The 19619-nt window shown below is 69.3% G+C and carries 17 protein-coding genes and 1 pseudogene; 15 read left to right on the top strand and 3 right to left on the bottom strand.

Features of this window, described 5'->3' with window-relative positions:
* Positions 1-69 precede the first annotated feature (69 nt).
* The 6 genes and pseudogenes from H1Q64_RS28805 (at position 70) to H1Q64_RS28780 (ending at position 6760) form a co-directional block, all read left to right on the top strand.
* Complete coding sequence (locus H1Q64_RS28805; RefSeq protein WP_040136228.1) at positions 70-876, top strand: ABC transporter permease; 807 nt, start codon at positions 70-72, stop codon at positions 874-876.
* A gap of 3 nt (positions 877-879) precedes the next feature.
* On the top strand, positions 880-1662 hold the full coding sequence (locus H1Q64_RS28800) for an ABC transporter ATP-binding protein (protein WP_237907303.1): 783 nt from the start codon (positions 880-882) through the stop codon (positions 1660-1662).
* Positions 1659-2990 (top strand): amidohydrolase family protein, encoded by a 1332-nt coding sequence (locus H1Q64_RS28795; RefSeq protein WP_237907302.1) that lies wholly within the window; start codon positions 1659-1661, stop codon positions 2988-2990. Before H1Q64_RS28800 ends, H1Q64_RS28795 begins: the two co-directional genes overlap by 4 nt.
* A gap of 17 nt (positions 2991-3007) precedes the next feature.
* Positions 3008-3739, top strand: a complete 732-nt coding sequence (locus tag H1Q64_RS28790) for an aspartate/glutamate racemase family protein (RefSeq protein ID WP_237907301.1) — start codon at positions 3008-3010, stop codon at positions 3737-3739.
* Between the two features lie 124 nt (positions 3740-3863).
* Positions 3864-5301, top strand: a pseudogene (gene hydA, locus H1Q64_RS28785) (dihydropyrimidinase).
* Positions 5302-5347: 46 nt separating this feature from the next.
* The gene (locus tag H1Q64_RS28780) at positions 5348-6760 is read left to right on the top strand and encodes an amidase (protein WP_237907300.1); all 1413 of its coding nucleotides are present in this window, start codon (positions 5348-5350) and stop codon (positions 6758-6760) included.
* 51 nt (positions 6761-6811) lie between these two features.
* On the opposite strand, the gene clpB is transcribed toward H1Q64_RS28780, so the two are convergent.
* Positions 6812-9478 (bottom strand): ATP-dependent chaperone ClpB, encoded by a 2667-nt coding sequence (clpB, locus tag H1Q64_RS28775; RefSeq protein ID WP_237907299.1) that lies wholly within the window; start codon positions 9476-9478, stop codon positions 6812-6814.
* Between the two features lie 280 nt (positions 9479-9758).
* On the opposite strand from clpB, the gene H1Q64_RS28770 reads away from it, so the two are divergent.
* The 8 genes from H1Q64_RS28770 (at position 9759) to H1Q64_RS28735 (ending at position 17202) form a co-directional block, all read left to right on the top strand.
* Positions 9759-10598, top strand: coding sequence for an IclR family transcriptional regulator (locus H1Q64_RS28770; RefSeq protein ID WP_035679536.1), 840 nt, complete (start codon positions 9759-9761; stop codon positions 10596-10598).
* Positions 10562-11554 carry a 2-dehydro-3-deoxygalactonokinase gene (locus H1Q64_RS28765; protein WP_237907298.1) on the top strand — a complete coding sequence of 331 codons (993 nt, stop codon included), beginning with the start codon at positions 10562-10564 and terminating at the stop codon, positions 11552-11554. Before H1Q64_RS28770 ends, H1Q64_RS28765 begins: the two co-directional genes overlap by 37 nt.
* Positions 11555-11559: 5 nt before the next feature.
* Positions 11560-12210 carry a 2-dehydro-3-deoxy-6-phosphogalactonate aldolase gene (locus H1Q64_RS28760; protein WP_237907297.1) on the top strand — a complete coding sequence of 217 codons (651 nt, stop codon included), beginning with the start codon at positions 11560-11562 and terminating at the stop codon, positions 12208-12210.
* Positions 12211-12311: 101 nt separating this feature from the next.
* Positions 12312-13277, top strand: a complete 966-nt coding sequence (locus tag H1Q64_RS28755; protein ID WP_419468870.1) for a Bug family tripartite tricarboxylate transporter substrate binding protein — start codon at positions 12312-12314, stop codon at positions 13275-13277.
* 81 nt (positions 13278-13358) lie between these two features.
* Entirely contained in the window at positions 13359-13871 is a 513-nt protein-coding gene (locus H1Q64_RS28750) for a tripartite tricarboxylate transporter TctB family protein (protein WP_237907296.1), read from the top strand.
* A 48-nt stretch (positions 13872-13919) separates the two neighbouring features.
* The gene (locus H1Q64_RS28745; RefSeq protein ID WP_237907295.1) at positions 13920-15464 is read left to right on the top strand and encodes a tripartite tricarboxylate transporter permease; all 1545 of its coding nucleotides are present in this window, start codon (positions 13920-13922) and stop codon (positions 15462-15464) included.
* Entirely contained in the window at positions 15461-16387 is a 927-nt protein-coding gene (locus H1Q64_RS28740) for an SMP-30/gluconolactonase/LRE family protein (RefSeq protein ID WP_237907294.1), read from the top strand. Before H1Q64_RS28745 ends, H1Q64_RS28740 begins: the two co-directional genes overlap by 4 nt.
* A 38-nt stretch (positions 16388-16425) precedes the next feature.
* Positions 16426-17202 (top strand): SDR family NAD(P)-dependent oxidoreductase, encoded by a 777-nt coding sequence (locus H1Q64_RS28735; protein ID WP_237907293.1) that lies wholly within the window; start codon positions 16426-16428, stop codon positions 17200-17202.
* Positions 17203-17232: 30 nt separating this feature from the next.
* Here the strand turns inward: H1Q64_RS28735 and H1Q64_RS28730 are convergent, their stop codons facing one another.
* On the bottom strand, positions 17233-17670 hold the full coding sequence (locus tag H1Q64_RS28730; protein ID WP_109469006.1) for a hypothetical protein: 438 nt from the start codon (positions 17668-17670) through the stop codon (positions 17233-17235).
* Positions 17667-17924 (bottom strand): hypothetical protein, encoded by a 258-nt coding sequence (locus H1Q64_RS28725; RefSeq protein ID WP_237907292.1) that lies wholly within the window; start codon positions 17922-17924, stop codon positions 17667-17669. The genes H1Q64_RS28730 and H1Q64_RS28725 overlap by 4 nt, the downstream gene beginning before the upstream one ends.
* Positions 17925-18327: 403 nt before the next feature.
* On the opposite strand from H1Q64_RS28725, the gene H1Q64_RS28720 reads away from it, so the two are divergent.
* Positions 18328-19557, top strand: a complete 1230-nt coding sequence (locus H1Q64_RS28720; RefSeq protein WP_237907291.1) for a sensor histidine kinase — start codon at positions 18328-18330, stop codon at positions 19555-19557.
* Positions 19558-19619: the final 62 nt, after the last annotated feature.

Raw genomic sequence — 19619 nt, 5'->3', positions numbered from 1 at the left:
CTCCCCTCTGGGGAGAGGGGAAGGGCGAGACCTACCACTGCTTTTCGACGGGATAGGGAAAACCGGGCCATGACGGCATTGTCGAAATCCTGGGAGCGCGCCGTCGTTCCCCTTTTCATCCTTGCCGCCTGGGAGGTGTTCTCCCGGTCCGGCTTCCTGCCGGCGGCGCTGCTGCCGGCACCGTCGGTGGTTCTGCACACCTGGGGCGACTGGATCTTCGGCTTCGACGAGACCTCGCAGGGCAACACCGGCCGCTGGTTCGCCGACGCCCTGTCCAGCGCCACGCGCGTCGCCGCCGGCTATGGCATCGCGGTGGTCAGCGGCGTGCTGCTGGGCATCGCCATCGGCTGGTGGCGCTGGGTCGAGCGGACGGTGGAGCCGACCATCCAGATGCTCCGTCCGGTGCCGCCGGTGTCGTGGATCCCGCTGGCGATCATCTGGTTCGGCATCGCCAACAAGCCGGCCATCTTCCTGGTCTTCCTCGGCGCCTTCTTCCCGATCCTGATGAACACCATCCACGGGGTGAAGACCGCCGACCGCAACCTGATCCGCGCCGCCTCGATGATGGGCGCTACGGAACAGCAGCTTCTGCGCCACGTCGTGTTCCCCGCAGCCCTGCCCAGCATCTTCGCCGGCCTGCGCATCGGCATCGGTGCCGCCTGGATGCTCACCGTCACGGCCGAGATGGTCGCGGTGAAGAGCGGCCTCGGCTACGTGCTGTGGGACAGCTACTACTTCCTGCGCTACGACCTCGTGCTCGCGGCCATGGCCAGCATCGGCCTGCTCGGCTACGCGACCGACGCGCTCATCAAAGTCCTGATGTCCGCCGCACTGCACTGGCAGCACGGCTCCACGCTTCAGAGCCGGGAGGGCTGAGCGATGGCTTCCATCGACCTTCAGAACATCACCAAGATCTTCCGCGACGCCAAGCGCAAGCGCGACCTGCTGGCCATCGACGATGTCAGCCTGTCGGTGGAGAAGAACGAGTTCCTTTGCCTGCTCGGCTCGTCGGGCTGCGGCAAGTCCACGCTGCTGAACATGATCGCCGGCTTCGAGAAGCCGACCGGGGGCACCGTGACGGTGGGTGGCAAGCCGGTGGACGGCCCCGGCGCCGACCGCGGCATGGTCTTCCAGCAGGCCAACCTGATGCCCTGGCTGCCGGTGTGGGAGAACGTCGCCTTCCACCTGCGCCTGAAGGGCTGGCGCAAGGCCGACCGGCGCGACGCCGCCCAGGAATACATCGACATGGTCGGCCTGCGCGGCTTCGAGAACCATTTCCCGGCGGAGCTGTCCGGCGGCATGAGCCAGCGCGTCGGTATCGCCCGCGCCCTGCTGCTGAACCCGCAGGTCATCCTGATGGACGAGCCCTTCGCAGCGCTCGACGCCCAGACCAAGATGGACATGCAGGAGGAACTGGTCGCCATCTGGCAGAAGCAGCGCTGCACCGTCGTCTTCGTCACCCACAGCGTGGACGAGGCGCTGGTGTTGGGCACCCGCGTGGCTGTGATGACCAGCCGTCCGGGCCGCATCCGCGAGCTGATCGCGCTCGACCTGCCGCGCCCGCGCGACACCACCGGCCCGCGCTTCAACGACCACAAGCGTCACATCCTCAACCTGATCCGTGAGGAGGGCATGCAGCAACGGCAGGCCGCCGTCGCGTGACCGGCCGGCTCGATCTGCTGCTGACCGGCGTCACCGCCCTGACCGGGGAGGCCGTCGGCAGCGTCGTGGACGACGCCGCCATCGGCATCCGCGACGGGCGCATTGTCCATCTCGCTCCGGCATCGCAGGGGCTTCCCGCCGCCGCCGAGATCCGGCATCTGCCAGGACGGGTGGTCACGCCGGGGTTCGTCAACGCGCACCTGCACGCCGTCCTGGTGATGGTGCGCGGCGTCGCCGCCGATCTCGGCTTCGCCCCCTCCTACACGCCGGGCGTGCCCAAGGGCACCGACGCCACGCCGGAGGAGGCCCGCGCGTTGGCCCGGCTGGGCGCGGTGGAGGCCCTGCTCGCCGGCTCGACGCTGATCTGCGACCATTTCGTCCACGCCGACGCGACGCTGGACGCCATTGCCGACCTCGGGCTGCGCGTCCATGCGAGCTGGCGCGTCCATGACGTGGACTTTGCCGGCGTGGCCCAGGGCGAATGGCGCTTCGACCTGGCCATCGGCAGCGATCTGCTGTTGCGCACGCTGGATCTGCACGCCCGCTGGAACGGCGCCAACGGCGGGCGCATCCGCGTGCAGATGGCCGCCCACGCGCCGGACACCTGCTCCCCCGCCTTCCTGCGCACCTTGGCGGAAGAGGCTGCGGCGCGCTCCATGCGCGTCAACACCCATCTGGCGCAGAGCCGGGTGGAGGTGGAGCGGGTGAAGGCCTCCACCGGCCTGACCCCGGCGGAACTGCTGGACGAGTGCGGGCTGATGAACGACCGGCTGCTCGCCACCCACTGCCTCTATGTGGAGGACGCCGACATCGCCCGCCTCGCCCGAGCCGGAGCGCATGCGGTGCATGTGCCGAAATGCAACGCCGCCTCGGGCCGGCTCGCGCCGACGCCGAAGCTGAAGGAGGCCGGCGTGAACCTTGCGCTGTGCACCGACACGCAGCACGGCGACATGGTGGAGGCGATGCGCTGGGCGCTCGCCACCGCGCGCATCCAGCAGGGCGGGGTCACCGCCGCCTGGCAGCCCGCCGACGTGTTCCGCATGGCGACGCTGGGCGGCGCGCAGGCGGTGGGCATGGCCGAGGAGATCGGCACGCTGGCCGTGGGGAAGCTGGCCGACCTCGTGGTCTTCGACGCCCGACGCCCGCATCTGCGCCCGCTGATGAACCCGCTCGGCACGCTCGTCCACACCGCGCAGGGGCGCGACGTGGAGATGGTGCTGGTGGACGGCGAAACGCTGGTCGAGGACGGGCGCCCCGTCCGCGCCGACCTGAACGAGATCTGCACCGAGGCCGACAAGGCCGCCCGCGCGCTGTGGGCGCGCGCCTGACCGAAAGAATCACGACCATGAGCAACCGCGTCCTTCTGGGCATGCTGACCCCCTCCTCCAACACGGTGCTGGAGCCCATCACCTCCGCGATGCTGAGCGGCCTGCCGGAGGTGACCGCCCATTTCGGGCGCTTCACGGTGAAGGAGATCTCGCTGCGCGCCGCGGCGCTGGACCAGTTCACCAACGCGCCGTTCCTGGACGCCGCCCGGCTGCTGGCCGACGCCCGGCTGAACGTGATCGGCTGGAACGGCACCTCGGCCGGCTGGCTGGGCTTCGCGGCCGACGAGAAGCTGTGCGCCTCCATCGAAGCGGAGACGGGCATTCCCGCCTGCACCTCCATGCTCGCGCTGAATGAGATCCTGGAAACGACCGGGCGCAAGCGCTTCGCCATCGTCAGCCCCTATCTGGACGAGATCCAGGAGAAGATGGTCGCCAACTACAACGCCGCCGGCTTCGAGGTGGTAGCGGAGCGGCACCTGAATGACCGCGGCAACTTTTCCTTCTCCGAAGTGACCGAAGAAACCATTGAGCGGATGTGCATGGAGGCTGCGGAGTCCAAGCCGGAGGCCATCGCCATCATCTGCACCAACATGCGCGGCGCCCCGGTGGCGGAGCGCATGGAGAAGGCGCTGGGCATCCCCGTCTACGACACGGTGTCCACGGTGGTGTGGAAGGCGCTGCGCATGACCGGCGTGGACACCCGCCGCGTCGAGAGCTGGGGCAGCCTGTTCCGCGAGTTGCATGGCTGAGGGGGAGTGTTGCCCCCACCCTAACCCTCCCCCGCTAACGCAGGGGAGGGAACTGTTCTCCCTCCCCTGCGAAGCGGGGGAGGGCCGGGGTGGGGGCAAGAACGTCACGATGGGAGAAACGACGATGAACTTCGATCTGGTCATCCGCAACGGCACGGTCGCCACCGCGTCGGACGTGTTCAAGGCCGACGTCGGCGTGCGCGGCGGGCGGATCGCCGCGCTCGGCGAGGGGCTGGCTGCCGGGCGGGAGGAGATCGACGCCGCCGGCCTGCTCGTCCTGCCGGGCGGGGTGGACGGCCATGTCCATTTCGACCAGCCGACCGGCGACGAATCCGTTATGGCCGACGATTTCCTGACCGGCACCCGCTCCGCGGCCTTCGGCGGCACCACGACGGTGCTGCCCTTCGCCTGCCAGGAGAAGGGCAAGACGCTGCGCGCCGCGGTGGACGACTATCACCGCCGCGCCCGCCGGGAAGCCGCTGATTGACTATGCTTTCCATCTCATCGTCACCGACCCCACCGAGCAGGTGCTCGGCCAGGAGCTTCCGGCGCTGATCCGCGAGGGCTACACGTCCTTCAAGATCTACATGACCTACGACGCGCTGAAGCTGAACGACCGCCAGATCCTGGAGGTGCTGGACATCGCCCGCGCCGAGGGCGCCATGGTCATGATGCACGCGGAGAACGCCGACTGCATCGCCTGGCTGACCGAGAAGCTGGAGCGCGCGGGCCAGACCGCCCCCTATTTCCACGGCGTCTCCCGCCCCCGCGTGGCGGAGCGCGAGGCTACCCACCGGGCGATCTCCCTGGCGGAGCTGGTGGACGTGCCGATCCTGATCGTCCACGTCTCCGGCGCCGACGCGGTCGAGCAGATCCGCTGGGCGCAGGGACGCGGCCTGCGCATCTATGCCGAGACCTGCCCGCAGTACCTGTTCCTGACCGCTGACGACCTCGGTGGTGAGGGGTTCGAGGGCGCCAAGTGCATCTGCTCGCCGCCACCGCGCGACGCCGCGAACCAGAAGGTGATCTGGGACGGGCTGACCGGCGGCGCCTTCCAGGTCTTCTCCTCCGACCACGCGCCCTTCCGCTTCGACGGGCCGGGCGGCAAGAAAGTGCGTGGCGAACAGGCGCCCTTCCGCTGCGTCCCCAACGGAATCCCCGGCGTCGAGACACGCCTGCCGCTGCTGTTCTCCGAGGGCGTGATGAAGGGCCGGATGGAGCTGACCAAGTTCGTCGAGCTGACCGCCGCCAACCCCGCCCGCATGTACGGCCTGCACCCGCGCAAGGGCACCATCGCCGTGGGGGCGGACGCCGACATCGCCCTGTGGGACCCGTCGCGCACGGTGACCATCACCAACGGCATCCTGCACCACAATGTGGACTATACGCCCTATGAGGGGATCGAGGTCACCGGCTGGCCGGTCGTCACGCTGTCCCGTGGCGAGGTGATCTGCCGCGATGGCGAATTGCTGGCCGAGCCGGGGCGCGGCGAATTCCTGCCCTGCGGCCTGCCCGCCCCGGCGCGCCCCAAGGGCTCGCCCGCACCGGTCCTGCCGTTCTAAACCCTGCTGTTCTAAACTCCGCCCGCCGCAACCGGAGACCCTGCCCGTGAGCACACTCGACCTGTTCCGCCTCAGCGCCGCCGCGATGGCGGAGGGCGTGCGCAACCGCCGCTTCCGGGCGCGCGACCTCGTGGCGGCGAGCCTGGAGCGCATCGCGGCGCTGGACGGCGGGCTGAAGTCCTTCATCACCGTGGCCCCCGACGCCGCGCTCGCCGCCGCGGAGGAGGCCGACCGGCGGGTCGAGGCGGGGGCGCCGCTCGGCCCGCTGCACGGCGTGCCGGTGGGCGTCAAGGACCTGACGCTGACGGCGGGGTTGCGCACAACCTACGGCTCCGCCCTCTACGCCGACCTGATCCCCGACACCGACGACCTCAGCGTCGCCCGGCTGAAGGCGGCGGGCGCCATCATCGTGGGCAAGACCAACACGCCGGAGTTCGGCTTCGGCGCCATCACCGGCAACGAGTTGTGCGGGCCGACCGCCAACCCCTACGATCTCGACAAGACCAGCGGCGGGTCGAGCGGCGGGAGTGCTGCCGCGGTGGCCGCCGGGCTGGTGCCGCTGGCCCAGGGGACGGACTTCGGCGGCTCGGTGCGCACCCCGGCCAGCTTCTGCGGGGTGGTGGGGTTGCGCCCGACGCCGGGACGCATCCCCAGTCCGGGCCGCGCGCTGGCCTGGGACGGGCTGGCGACGCAGGGCTTCCTCGCCCGCGACGTGGCCGACGCCGCGCTGGCGCTGGCCGCGGTCAGCGGGCCGGACCCGCGCGACCCGACCTCCCTTTCCGTGCCGGAATGGACAGTGCCGGACCTCGACGCCCTCGACCCGATGTCGCTGCGGGTGGCCTGGAGCACGGACCTCGGCTCCGCCCTGATCGATCTTGGGCTGGCCGAGCGGTTCGAGGCGGTGATGCGCGGGCTGGAGGGCCGCTTCGGGGACTTCGTGGAGGCCACGCCCGACTGCCGGGAGGCCAGCGCCGCCTTCGGCACGCTGCGCGCCGCGCACATCTTCCACACCTACGGCCGGACGCTGGAGCAGGACGGCGACCGGCTGAGCCCGTCGGTCGCCTGGAACATCGCGCGGGGCAAGGGGCTGAGCGCCGCCGACTATCTGCGGGCGGAGGCTCAGCGCAGCGCGCTCTACCGCCGCTTCGCCGCCTTCTTCCGCGACCACGACATCCTGATGACGCTGAGCGCCAGTGTGCCGCCCTTTCCCAACGCCCAGGGCGACGTGACGGAGATCAACGGTTTCCGCCTGTCCACCATCATCGACTATCTGGCGATCACCTACACGGTGTCGCTGATCGGTTTCCCCTGCCTGTCGATCCCCTGCGGGTGGGCGGCCGACGGGCTGCCCATCGGTCTGCAACTGATCGCCCGCCCCTATGAGGAGGACCGGCTGCTGCGCTGTGCCCGCTTCCTGGAGCGGGAGTTGGAATTCCGCCACCGCTGGCCCTCTCCCTAACCCTCCCCTGCGTTCGCGGGGGAGGGCCGGGAAGGGGACCGGCGTTGCCGGTCAGTGGACCGCGGCGCTGCGTCCGCCGCTGCCCGTCAGGGCGAAGCCCAGCGGCGGACGTTCCGGAGCCTTGAAGCCGGTGGCGCGGTCCTCCTCGACGGGAACGCCGTCCAGGGTCAGGCGGCCGTCCCGGGCCGACAGGTGCAGGGTCGAGCGCTCGTCCACCTCGCCGTCGAGCAGCCGCTCGGCGATGGGGTCCTCCACCAGATTCTGCACCGCCCGCTTCAGCGGACGGGCGCCGAAGGCCGGGTCCCAGCCGAGGTCGGCCAGCCGGGCGCGGGCCGCGTCGTCGGCGGTCAGGGACAGGCCGCGCTCCGCCAGACGGTCGGCGACGCGGGCAAGCTGGATGTCCACGATGTGGGCCATCTGCTCGCGCCCCAGCCGGCGGAAGATCAGCACATCGTCCAGCCGGTTCAGGAACTCCGGCCGGAAGGCGCGGCGCACCGCGTCCATCACCTCGACCCGCGCGCCCTCCAGGCTGTCGTCCTCGCCGAGCGCGGTCAGGGCGTCCGCCCCCAGGTTCGACGTCATGATCAGGATCGCGTGGCGGAAGTCCGCCGTGCGGCCCTGGCCATCGGTCAGCCGCCCATCGTCGAGCGCCTGGAGCAGCACGTTCAGCACGTCCGGATGGGCCTTCTCCACCTCGTCCAGCAGGACGACCTGATAGGGCCGGCGCCGGATCTTCTCGGCCAGCGTGCCGCCGTCGTCATAGCCGACATAGCCCGGGGGCGAACCGATCATGCGGGCGACGGAGTGCTTCTCCATGTACTCCGACATGTCGACACGGGTGACCGCGGTCTCGTCGTCGAACAGGAAGGCGGCCAGCGCCTTGGCCAGCTCCGTCTTGCCGACGCCGGTCGGGCCGAGGAACAGGAAGGAGCCGGTCGGGCGGTTCGGGTCTTTCAACCCGGCCCGCGCCCGGCGCACCGCCTTGGACACGGCGCGCACCGCCTCCGCCTGACCGACGACGCGCTCGGCCAGCCGGTCCTCCATGCCCTTCAGCCGCTGCCGCTCGCTGTCCAGCATGCGGTCCACCGGGATGCCGGTCCAGCGGGTGACCACGGCGGCGATGTCCTTCGCCGTGACCTCCTCCCGCTCCGCGTTGGCACGGGACTCGGCCTCGGCCAGACGCTTCTCCAGATCGGGAACGACGCCGTAGGCCAGCTCGCCGGCCTTCGCCCAGTCGCCGTCGCGTTGCGCGTGCTCCAGCTTGGTCCGGGCCTGGTCCAGCTCCTCCTTCAGGCGGCGTCCCTCGGTGCGGCGGGACTGGCCGACGCGCCATTCCTCTTCCATGGCGGTCAGCTTCGCCTCGTCCACCGCGAGTTCGGACTCCAGCTTGTGCAGCCGTTCCTGGGAGGCGGCGTCCGGCTCGGACTTCAGGGCCTCGCGCTCGATCTTCAGCTGGGCGACGCGGCGGCCGACGGCGTCCAGAGCCTCCGGCTTGCTGTCGATGGCCATGCGCAGGCGGCTGGCCGCTTCGTCCACGAGGTCGATGGCCTTGTCGGGCAGGCGGCGGTCGGCGATGTAGCGGGCGGAGAGCTGCACCGCCGCGACCACCGCCGCGTCGGCGATGCGCACGCCATGGTGCACCTCGTATTTGCCCTTGATGCCGCGCAGGATCGATACGGCGTCCTCATCGGACGGCTCGTCGACGTTCACCGGCTGGAAGCGGCGGGCGAGTGCGGCATCCTTCTCGATGTATTTGCGGTACTCGTCCGGCGTGGTGGCGCCGACGCAGCGCAACTCGCCGCGCGCCAGCGCGGGCTTCAGCATGTTGGCGGCGTCCATCGCGCCGTCCGTGCGGCCGGCGCCGATCAGTGAGTGCAGCTCGTCGATGAACAGGATGATGCGTCCCGCCGCCTGCTGCACCTCCGACAGGACGGCCTTCAGCCGCTCCTCGAAGTCGCCGCGAAACTTGGCGCCGGCCAGCAGGGCGGTGAGGTCGAGCGCGAGCACACGCCGGTCCTTCAGCCCCTCCGGTACGTCGCCGGAGGCCAGCCGCTGGGCCAGCCCTTCCACGACGGCGGTCTTGCCCACGCCGGGCTCGCCGATCAGGACGGGGTTGTTCTTGGTGCGCCGGGCCAGGACCTGGATGGTCCGCCGGATCTCGTCGTCGCGGCCGATCACCGGGTCGAGACGGCCCTGCCGCGCCTCTTCCGTCAGATCGCGGGCGTACTTGGCGAGCGCCTCGCCCATCTGGGCATCCTCCTGCCGGTCGGCGGGGCGGTTCCTGCTCAGCGACTCGACGCCCTCGACCAGCACTGCGGGATCGACACCGGCGCGGTGGAACAGCGCGCGGGTGCTGCCGCCCTGCGCGGCCAGCGATTCGAGAAGCCGTTCGGGGGAGACGAACTTGTCGCCGGCACCCCGCGCCGTTTCGACGGCGTTCTGGAGCACGCCGGCGAGCGCCGGGGACATGAAGATCGGGTGCGGCCCTTCGCCTTCCACGCGGGTCTGGCGGTTGAGGGTTTCCTCGGCGGCGGTCTTCAAAAGCTCGGGGTCGCCGCCGGCATCGCGGATCAGCTTGGCGGGCACGCCGTCGGCGTCCTCGACCAGGGCCTTCACGAGATGTTCGGGGACGAGCTGTTGGTGGCGTCCGGCGAGAGCCGCCAGTTGCGCAGCCTGGATGACGCCGCGCGCACGGTCGGTGAACAGACCGAAGTCCATCAGGCACTCCGTTCGTTATGGTTCCCGCCCTTTGCGAAGGCGCGGGAAGACGGCCTGTGTGGCCCGCACCATGCGCGGCCCCGGTCGCCTCAAGGGAACAGATGGGCAGAGGCGTCGCCCCGATCAAGGCGGCCGCCCAGACGGTGGGGCAAGGCTGTTCTGCACCAACAATATCTCACTATATGGACAGCAATTTATTTATTTGACACACTCCGTACGCCTTCATAAAGTGGTGGAAACTGATATGCCAGATATCGGACAACAACGCGGGAGGGAGGATATGGCCGGCATCGGAGCAAATCCGCTCGATGCACAAGCGTCGCCGGAGAAGCCGCAGGCCTCCGGAACCCAGACGCTGATGCGCGGCCTCGCCCTCCTGGAATGCGTGGCGGCGGGCATCGGTGACGTGAAGGGCATCGCCGCCCGGCTGGGCACGCCGCGCAGCACCACGCACCGGATGCTCAACAGCCTGACCCAGGACGGCTATCTGCATCATGTGCCCTACAAGGGCTATCTGCTGGGGCCGAAGCTGATCGCGCTCGGCATGCGCGCGCTGGAGCAGCGCCCGCTGGTCGCCATCGCCCGCCCGCACATCGAGGAGCTGGCCCGCCAGACCGGCGACACCGTCCATCTTGGCGTCGTCGAAGGGGCGGAGGTCTTCTACCTCGACAAGATTCCGAACACGCGCGGGCTGGAGATGCGATCCCGCATCGGCCTGCGCATGCCGCTGGCCTCCACGGGGCTGGGCAAGGCGCTTCTCCTCGGCCTGCCGCGCGAGCGCTGGCCGGCGCTTTACGATCAAGCGCTCCGCCTGACCGCGGCGGCGCCGGAACGGCCCCCGCTGGCGCCCTGGCCGGAGTTCGAATCCCGGCTGGCTGCCTATGTGGATCGCGGCTGGTCCTTCGACCTTGAAGAAAACGAAATCGGCATCCGCTGCGTCGGCGCGCCGATCCGTGACGTCCGCAACCAGGTCGTCGCCGCCATCAGCGTGGCGAGCGCCGTGCCGTACATGCCGGACGAACGGATGGAGGAGCTTGGACCCGTGGTCCGGGCGGTCGCCGACGCGATTTCAAAGGATTTGGGATGGAAACGGGACGAACGGGCGTCGGGGCATCGCTGATCGCCCTCGACTGGGGAACGTCGAGCCTGCGCGGCTTCCTGATGGGCCGCGACGGGCGGGTGCTGGACCAGCGCGCCAATGCGCACGGCATCCAGAACCTGCCGATGCCGGGCATCACCGGTTTCGAGCAGGCCTTCACCGACCTGTGCGGCGATTGGCTGGCAGCATATCCGGGCTTGCCGGTCGTGGCCGGCGGTATGGTCGGCAGCGCCCAGGGCTGGCGCGAGGCTCCCTATGTCCGCTGCCCCGCCGACACGACGACGCTGGCCTCGCAGGCCATCCCGGTGGAAAGCGCGTCGGGGTCCCGCATCCTGATCGCGCCGGGTGTCCTCTACGACCCGCCGAGCGGCCCGCCGGACATCCTGCGCGGCGAGGAGATCCAGATTGCCGGCGTGCTGGCCGACCGTTCCGACTGGGGCCGCGACGCCTGCATGGTCCTGCCCGGCACCCATTCCAAATGGGTGGAGATCGTCGGCGGGCGCATGATCCGCTTCTCCACCTACATGACCGGCGAGACCTTCGCCGTGCTGTGCAAGCACTCGATCCTCGGCCGGCTGATGCCGGCGGACGCCGCACCGGCAGAGGCCGAGTCCGACGCCGCCTTCGCCGAGGGCGTGCAGGCGGCGCAGGCCAGCGGGCCGGGCGACTTCACGCACCAGATCTTTGCCGCGCGCACGCTCGGCATCACCCGTCGCATGTCGGCGGAACTGCTCAAGGACTATCTGTCCGGCCTGCTGATCGGGCACGAGCTGGTCTCCGGTCTCGGCCACATGCGCAACGAGCTGCACGAGGGCCGTCCGCTGCTGCTGATCGGCGAGGGCGCGCTCTGCCGCCGCTACGTGCGCGGCCTGGAGCTGCTGGGCGTCGAGCCCACCGACCGGCTTGAGAACACCGCCCCGCGTGGGCTTTTCCAGTTTGCCGTTGCCGCCGGCCTGATCGCGCCGGCGGGGGAGTGACGATCATGTCGGATGATTCCCTGAAGGCCCGCTTCGACGCCGCCTTTTCCGCCCTGCCGCTGGTCGCCATCCTGCGCGGCCTGACCCCCGCGGAGGCGGAGGGCGTCGCGCAGACGCTCTACGACAGCGGCTTCCGCATGATCGAGGTGCCGCTGAACTCGCCCGATCCGTTCGACAGCATCGCCGCCGTCCGCCGGCTGCTGCCGCGCGACGCGCTGGTCGGCGCCGGCACGGTCCTGGCGGTGGAGCAGGTGGCCCGGCTGAAGGAGATCGGCGCCGATCTGGTCGTCATGCCGCACGCCGACACCGCGGTGATCCGCGCCGCCAAGGCCGCGGGATTGGTCAGCCTGCCCGGAATCGCCACGCCGACGGAAGCTTTCGCAGCGCTGTCAGCCGGGGCCGACGCCCTGAAGATCTTCCCGGCGGAGCTGGTCGGCCCGCGTGTCATCAAGGCGATGCGCGCCATCCTGCCCGCCGGCACCCGCCTGCTGCCCGTGGGCGGCATCGCCCCGGACACCATGGCGCCGTTCCTGGAGGCCGGCGTGGCCGGCTTCGGGCTGGGTTCCGCACTCTACGCGCCGGGCCTGTCCGCCGCCGAGGTCGGGGAGCGGGCGGACGCCTTCGTCGCCGCGTGGCGGCGCCTCAACCCGCGCTGACCGAATCAGGACAACAGTACACCACCCGCGGCCGGTCGCAGAACGCGCCGCGGGCTTTCCTCCCCCTCACCATCACAAGCAATTTTCCAGGGAGAACGTTCATGAAGGGCTATCGTTTCGTCACCGGCGCCGTCGTCGGCGCGCTGACCTCCGCCACGATGATGGTCGCCGTGCAGGCCGCCGAGTACCCGACCAAGGCGATCGAGCTGATCGTTCCCTACGCGGCCGGCGGCGGCACCGATCTGGTGGCCCGCGCCTACGCGGACGCCGTGAACCGCCACCTGCCGCAGTCGGTCGGCGTGGTGAACAAGACCGGCGGCGGCGGCGCCGTCGGCCTGTCGGAGATCATGGCCGCCCGTCCGGACGGCTACCGCATCGGCATGGGCACCGTGGAGATCACCACCCTGCCGAACCTCGGCGTCGCCCGCTTCACGGCCGATGACTTCACGCCGATCGCCCGCCTGAACGCGGAGCCGAGCGCCATCACGGTCAACGCCAACGCGCCGTGGAAGACTATCGAGGAGTTCCTGGCCTACGCCAAGGAGAACCCGGGCAAGGTCCGCATCGGCAACTCCGGCACCGGCGCCATCTGGCACCTCGCCGCCGAGGCCCTGGCGACCAAGTCCGGCCTGAAGTTCAGCCACATCCCCTATGACGGCGCCAACCCGGCGGTCACGGCACTTCTCGGCAACCACATCGAGGCGGTCAGCGTCAGCCCGGCCGAGGTGTCCAGCCACGTCGCCGCCGGCACGCTGCGCATCCTGGCCGTGATGGACGACCAGCGCTCCAAGGCGTTCCCGGACGCCCCGACGCTGAAGGAGAAGGGCATCGACGTGACGGTCGCCACCTGGCGCGGCATCGTCGTTCCGAAGAAGACCCCGGCGAACGTCGTCGAGACGCTGCGCGCCGCCTCCAAGAAGGCGGTCGAGGAGCAGGGCTTCCGCGACCAGCTCACCAAGATGAACCTCAGCTACGCCTATCTCGACGGCCCGGAGTACAAGGTGGCCATGGAGAAGGACGCCGAGATGTTCAAGGCGCTGATGAAGCAGATCGGCCTGTCCAAGTAAGGTTTGCCGTTCACGCAAGCCGCATCCCCGGCGTGTCCCCGGCGGCCTTCGGGCCGCCGGGCGTCCGAAGGAGATTCACTCATGAGCAACGCTCCCGCTCCGGGCGGCAAGGCTGGCCTGCGCCCGCAGGACCGCCTTGCCACGCTGGTCATCGCCGTCCTGGTCATGGCCGTCGCTGTCGCCGCCATCATCGTCGCGGGTGACTTCCCGCCGACCATGCTGGAAACCGACGTCGGCCCCGCCCGTTTCCCGATCATCTTCGCCGTAGCCCTGCTGGTGCTGTGCGCGATCCTGGTCTTCAACACGCTGCGTGCGCCCGCCGCTCCCCCGGACGATCCAGCGGAGGCCGAACCCAAGGCCAGCTACGGCACCGTGGCCATCGGCATCGTCGCGACCGCCGTCTGCCTGTACGCCATGGAGTTCGTCGGCTACGCCATCGCGACTCCGATCTACCTGTTCGGCCTGATGTGGCTGATGGGACGGCGCAACCTGCTCGCGAACGCCGCCATCGCCGCCGTGCTGACCGCGCTCATCTACGCCGCTTTCGCCATCGCGCTCAGCGTGCCGCTTCCGGTCGGGAGTCTTTTCGAATGACCCGAACCGATCCGACCGGCCGCAACGCTCCGCTGACGGAGGGGTGAGATGTACGAACTCGATATGCTTCTTCACGGCGCGCAGGCGCTGCTCAACCAGCCCATGGCGCTGTTGCTCGCCCTGTTCGGCGTCACGCTGGGCATCATCATCGGCGCGCTGCCCGGCCTGACGGCGACGATGGGCGTGGCCATCCTGCTGCCCTTCACCTTCGGCATGGACCCGCTGTCGGGCCTGTTGATGATTTCCGGCGTCTTCTTCGGCGGCATCTACGGCGGGTCGGTCACGGCCATCCTGCTGAAGATCCCCGGCACCCCGGCCGCCGCCGCCACCGCCATCGACGGGTACGAGTTGACCAAGAAGGGGCAGGCCGGCATCGCGCTCGGCACCGCCACCTTCTCGTCCTTCCTGGGCGGAACGGCCAGCGTCTTCGTGCTGATCTTCCTGGCACCGGTGCTGGCCCGTTTCGCCCTGGAGTTCAGCGCGTCGGAGTCCTTCGCGCTCGCCGTCTTCGGCCTGTCGATCATCGCCAGCATTTCCGGCGTGTCGGTCATCAAGGGCCTGATCTCCGGCTTTCTGGGCCTGCTGCTGGCAACCGTCGGGCTCGACCCGATGGGCGGCTTCCCGCGCTACACCGGCGGCTACACCGAACTGTTCAACGTGCCCTTCATCCCGGTGATGATCGGTCTGTTCGCCGCCGCCGAGGCCTTCAAGTCGCTGGAGGACCCACAGGTCCGCGCCGGCATGGCCGCGGCGCTGGACCGCATCATCCCGCCCTGGCACATGTTCCGCCGCCAGTTGGGCAACATCGCGCGCTCATCAGGACTCGGCATCGTCATCGGCATGATTCCCGGCGCCGGCGCCGACATCGCCGCCTTCGTCGCCTACAACGAGGCCAAGCGGTTCAGCAAGACGCCGGAGAATTACGGCAAGGGCGAGCTGGGCGCTGTCGCCGCCTGCGAATCCGGCGCCAACGGCTGCACCGGCGGCGCGCTGCTGACCATGCTGACTCTGGGCATTCCCGGCGACGCGGTGACCGCGGTGATGCTGGGCGCCCTGACGCTCCAGGGGCTGCAGCCCGGTCCGCTGCTGTTCAAGGACCACGCCGATCTGGTCTTCACGCTGTTTGCCGGCATGCTGGTCTGCTACGTCTTCATGCTGGTGGTCGGCCTCGGCTCGCTGCGCTTCATGGGACGCATCCTGCAGATGCCGAAGTCGGTGCTGACGCCGTGCATCCTGGCGCTGTGCATCGTCGGCACCTACGCCATCAACAACAGCATGTTCGACATCTGGATCATGCTGGCCGCCGGCGTCGTCGGCTACTTCATGCAGAAGTGGGACTTCCCGGCCTCGCCCGTCGTGCTCGCCCTCATCATGGGGCCGATGGCGGAGGCGAACTTCCGCCGCGCGCTGTCGCTGTCCAACGGCAGCTACGACTTCCTCTACACCCGTCCGATCACCGCGGTCCTACTGACCATCGCGATCCTGACGCTGATGCTTCCGCTGCTGCGCCGCCTGTGGGCGCAACGGTCGGCCGGCGGCCCGTCGACGATCAACCCGGCCGCCGGGAGCAGCCGCATGGGGACCCCGGAATGACCGCCCAAGGAGTTGCCGTCACCAGTGTTGGCCTTGAGGCCGTCTTCGATCCCGATCTGCGCAACGGCACCGGCGAGAACCCGGTCTGGGACGCCGAGCGGGGCTCGTGGACCTGGATCGACATTCCGGCGCGGACCATCCACCGGCTCGACCCCTCCAGCGGCGCCCACCGCCTCTGGACCCTGCCGGAAATGATCGGCAGCCTCGTCCTGCGTCCGGACGGCGGCGTGGTCTGCGCCTGCGAAACCGGCGTGTTCGATGTGGATCTGCCGGGGGAAGGGGGGGAGGCGGTGGTCACTACCCTCGCCACCCACCGCTTCCCCAAGGAGGGCATGCGCTTCAACGACGGGCGCTGCGACCGGCAGGGGAGGTTCTGGCTGTCCAGCATGGTCATGGACATCAGCAAGGGCGACACCTCCGGCCTGTGGCACCGCTTCACGCGGGCCGACGGTCTGACGGAAACCGGAACCGGCGGCTACATCATCCCCAACGGTTCGGCCTTCAGCCCGGACGGGCGCACCCTCTACGTGTCCGACAGCCACCGCGACGTGCGGATGGTCTGGGCCTGGGACTACGACACGGACACCGGCACCGCCGGCAACCGCCGCCCCTTCGTCGACATGCGGGCGATGATCGGGCGCCCCGACGGCGCCGCGGTGGACGTCGACGGTTGCTACTGGATCTGCTGCCTGGACGAGGGCTGCATCAAGCGCTTCACCCCGAATGGTGAACTCGACCGCCGCATCGACGTGCCGATGCGCAAGCCGACCATGTGCGCATTCGGCGGGCCGGACCTGCGGACGATGCTGGTCACCTCGCTCAGCCGCGGGCCGGCGGACCTCGCCGAGGACCCGCATGGCGGGCGCGTCCTGATGTTCGATCCCGGCGCCCAGGGCCTGCCGGAACCCCGCTTGGCCGATTGAGCCAAGCCAAAACGACACCAAGACACGAGAGGCAAGGAATGTTTGACGATCTGAAGGGCAAGCGCGTTCTGATCACCGGCTCCACGCAGGGCATCGGCCTGGCGGCGGTGGAGGCGTTCGCCCGCGCCGGCGCCAAGGTCGCCATGAACGGCCGCCGCACCCCGGCGGACCTGGAGGCCACGCTGGCCCGTCTGAACGGGCTGGGCGGCGAGGTCGTCTTCCTCCCGGCCGACGTGTCGGACAGCGCGGCGTGCGGGACGCTCGTCGAGGCCTTCGTCGAGCGCTTCGGCGGCATCGACGTGCTCATCAACAACGCGGGCGGTCTGGTCGCGCGCAAGCCTCTGCCGGAGATCGACGACGCGTTCTTCGACGCGGTGACCGACCTGAATTCCCGCTCCGCACTGATGGTGACCAAGCACGCGCTGCCGCACCTGAAGGCTGCGGCGGCGCAGAACGGCACCACCTCTTCGGTGATCTCGGTCGGTTCGGTCGCCGGCTACACCGGCGGCGGTCCGGGCGCCGGCCTGTACGGCGCGGCCAAGGCGTGGCTGCACAACATCCAGAAGAACTGGGTGGCCTTCCACACGAAGGACGGCATCCGCTTCAACATGGTGTCGCCGGGCACCTTCGACACAGCCTTCCACGCTGACAAGGACGAGGACACCAAGGCCCGCATCGGCTCCGGCTTCCCGATGGGCCGCTTCGGCCGTCCCGAGGAATGCGCGCCGACCTTCCTGTTCTTCGCGTCGCACGCCTGCAGCGGCTACATCACCGGGCAGGTTCTCGACGTCAACGGCGGCCAATACATGCCGTAACGATTGGTGGTTCCGTCCGCGTCCGCCCGGTCAGAGCGGGCGCGGCGGGATCGCGGCGGTGAAAGCCGCCGTTTTGGCGGCGATGGCCGGCAGGGTGGGAAAGGGCACACCGTCCTCGCACCGCAGTTGTCGGGCCACCGCGTGCAGGGTACCGTGATGGCGGCGGCAGAGGATGCCGTCGGCGTCGCGGTCGTAGAGTCGGACGAACTGGACGGGCGCCGCCCCGTCCTCCGCATGGACCTCCACCTCCACCAGATGGGTGCAGAAGGAGCAGGCGGTCAGCGGGTCCGTCGAATCGAAGGCCACGCCGGCCTCCAGACAGCGCCGGGCGAAGGCCTCCAGAAGCACCGACGCGCTGTCCACCGTCTCCAGCCCGCGCAGGGCGCGCACGACGTCGCGCATATGGCCGACCTCCGGCAGGATCAGCCCGGCGGCGGAATGGCGGTCGTGGATCACCAGCTTCATCATGATGCGCAGGCCGTCTCGAACCGGGCGTCCCGGTGGTTGACCGTCCGGTGGTTTGTCGGGCCGCTCGCGGCGTAGCCGGGCCGGCTCGACCACACCCGCTGGCGGATGCGGATCTGCGTCCGGCAGTCGGCCGAGCAGTAGAGCGGGGCGGGGCCGCGGCCGGATGCGCGGGTGAACGGACGCCCGCAGCAGGCGCAATGCAGCTTGGGCGTGGGATGAGGTGGTGTCGTACGGGCGTGTGTCGGCGTCGGCATGGCTGGATTCACGAAGCATTTCCAAAGTTGGACGGACTATACGGGTGGTCTGTGACAGTTTGACGGGTGGGGGCGGGCTACCACTTTTTCGCGTCCCGGCCGCCACTCGCGGACACGGAAACGCCATCGAGCACCGGCCGGTTCCCATGACAGGACGTGGCGTTTGGTAGTTTCGGGCGATGCTTAAAATGCAGTTGTTTTTCCGGCAGAACATAATTTGAAACGGTCGTTGTCGGAGTGAATGGCACCGATAAATTGTCTTTGACGATAAAAAATCGCGTTGTAATGTCCCTTTGGCGGACGAGGGTGTTTCTGCGGACCGGTGATGCACTGGTTGTGGCCAGCGCCCTGATCGGGGGCAGTGCCGGATCGTCCCTTTCCGCCGCAAGAGGAAGGGGCGGATATGGGAGCACCGACGAAGGCGACGATTCTCATCGTGGATGACACCGCCGACAACCTGTCGCTGCTGAGCAGCCACCTGAAATCCATTTACACGGTCAAGACCGTGAACAACGGCGATGCCGCGCTGCGCATCGCCTTTTCCGACCAGCCGCCGGATCTGATCCTGCTCGACGTCATGATGCCGAGCATGGACGGATACGAGGTGTGCCGCCGCCTGAAGGCTGATCCGCGGACCCGCGACGTTCCGGTGATCTTCCTCACCGCCCGCACGTCGGTCGAGGACGAGAAGTTCGGGCTGGACCTGGGCGCCGTCGATTACATCAGCAAGCCGATCAGCCCCCCCATCGTGCTGGCGCGGGTGAAGAACCACCTGTCCTTGAAGGCCACCGCCGACTCGCTGCGGGCGACCGTCGAGGAGGTGCGCGCCGCCCACAGCCGGCTGGAGGAGACGCAGCAGCACCTGATCCAGACGGAGAAGATGGCGGCCCTGGGCCTGCTGGTGTCCGGCGTCGCACACGAGATCAACACGCCGATCGGCGTGGCCCTGACCGCGGTCTCCCATCTTTCCGGGCTGGTCGAATCGCTGGCCTCGCAATTCCAGAATGGGGCGATCCGCAAATCCGACCTTGCCCGCTTCCTGGAAAACGCACGGGAAGGGACGCTGCTGGTCACCACCAACATCGTTCGCACCGCCAATCTGATCCAGAGCTTCAAGCAGGTGGTGGTGGACCGCGCCGGATCGGAACGGCGGGTGTTCGATCTCAAGGACTATCTCTCCGATGCCCTGTTCGGGCTGGACCCGCATTTACGCGAGGCCGGGCACAGCCTTACCGTGTCCTGCCCCGCCGGATTGACCATCGACAGCCATCCCGGCCCGCTGTCGGAGGTGCTGTCCATCCTGATCCGCAACGCCGTAGCCCACGCCTTCCGGCCGGGGCAGAGTGGGCGCGTGATCCTGTCGGTCATGCTGCGGGAGGAGGATTGGGTGGAACTCCGCCTGTCCGACGATGGCAGGGGGATCGATCCGGAGCATCTGCCCAAACTGTTCGATCCCTTCTTCACCACCCGCCGGGGCATCGAGTTTCCGGGGCTGGGGCTCTACATCGCCTTCAACCTCGTCCATCAGGTTCTTCAGGGGACCATCGAGGTGGAAAGCCTGTCGGGCGGCGGCGCCAGCTTCGTCGTCCGCATGCCGCGGCGCGTGTCCGCCCTGGCCGAAGCGTCGGCGTGAGGCCGGCTCGCCAGGGCGTGGCCCGCACGGATGACCGTGGTCAGGACACCGGAATGAGCGCG

It is taken from the genome of Azospirillum brasilense (genome assembly GCF_022023855.1).
GTDB classification, from domain to species: domain Bacteria; phylum Pseudomonadota; class Alphaproteobacteria; order Azospirillales; family Azospirillaceae; genus Azospirillum; species Azospirillum brasilense_F.
Note: the sequence above shows the minus strand (reverse complement) of the source record. Positions and strands in the feature narration are given on the sequence as shown.

Coding starts and splice junctions, on each gene's coding strand:
- H1Q64_RS28805 (WP_040136228.1), top strand. CDS start 70: ATGACGGCATTGTCGAAATCCTGGGAGCGCGCCGTCGTTCCCCTTTTC.
- H1Q64_RS28800 (WP_237907303.1), top strand. CDS start 880: ATGGCTTCCATCGACCTTCAGAACATCACCAAGATCTTCCGCGACGCC.
- H1Q64_RS28790 (WP_237907301.1), top strand. CDS start 3,008: ATGAGCAACCGCGTCCTTCTGGGCATGCTGACCCCCTCCTCCAACACG.
- clpB (WP_237907299.1), bottom strand. CDS start 9,478: ATGGACTTCGGTCTGTTCACCGACCGTGCGCGCGGCGTCATCCAGGCT.
- H1Q64_RS28770 (WP_035679536.1), top strand. CDS start 9,759: ATGGCCGGCATCGGAGCAAATCCGCTCGATGCACAAGCGTCGCCGGAG.
- H1Q64_RS28765 (WP_237907298.1), top strand. CDS start 10,562: ATGGAAACGGGACGAACGGGCGTCGGGGCATCGCTGATCGCCCTCGAC.
- H1Q64_RS28760 (WP_237907297.1), top strand. CDS start 11,560: ATGTCGGATGATTCCCTGAAGGCCCGCTTCGACGCCGCCTTTTCCGCC.
- H1Q64_RS28755 (WP_419468870.1), top strand. CDS start 12,312: ATGAAGGGCTATCGTTTCGTCACCGGCGCCGTCGTCGGCGCGCTGACC.
- H1Q64_RS28750 (WP_237907296.1), top strand. CDS start 13,359: ATGAGCAACGCTCCCGCTCCGGGCGGCAAGGCTGGCCTGCGCCCGCAG.
- H1Q64_RS28745 (WP_237907295.1), top strand. CDS start 13,920: ATGTACGAACTCGATATGCTTCTTCACGGCGCGCAGGCGCTGCTCAAC.
- H1Q64_RS28740 (WP_237907294.1), top strand. CDS start 15,461: ATGACCGCCCAAGGAGTTGCCGTCACCAGTGTTGGCCTTGAGGCCGTC.
- H1Q64_RS28735 (WP_237907293.1), top strand. CDS start 16,426: ATGTTTGACGATCTGAAGGGCAAGCGCGTTCTGATCACCGGCTCCACG.
- H1Q64_RS28730 (WP_109469006.1), bottom strand. CDS start 17,670: ATGATGAAGCTGGTGATCCACGACCGCCATTCCGCCGCCGGGCTGATC.
- H1Q64_RS28725 (WP_237907292.1), bottom strand. CDS start 17,924: ATGCCGACGCCGACACACGCCCGTACGACACCACCTCATCCCACGCCC.
- H1Q64_RS28720 (WP_237907291.1), top strand. CDS start 18,328: ATGGGAGCACCGACGAAGGCGACGATTCTCATCGTGGATGACACCGCC.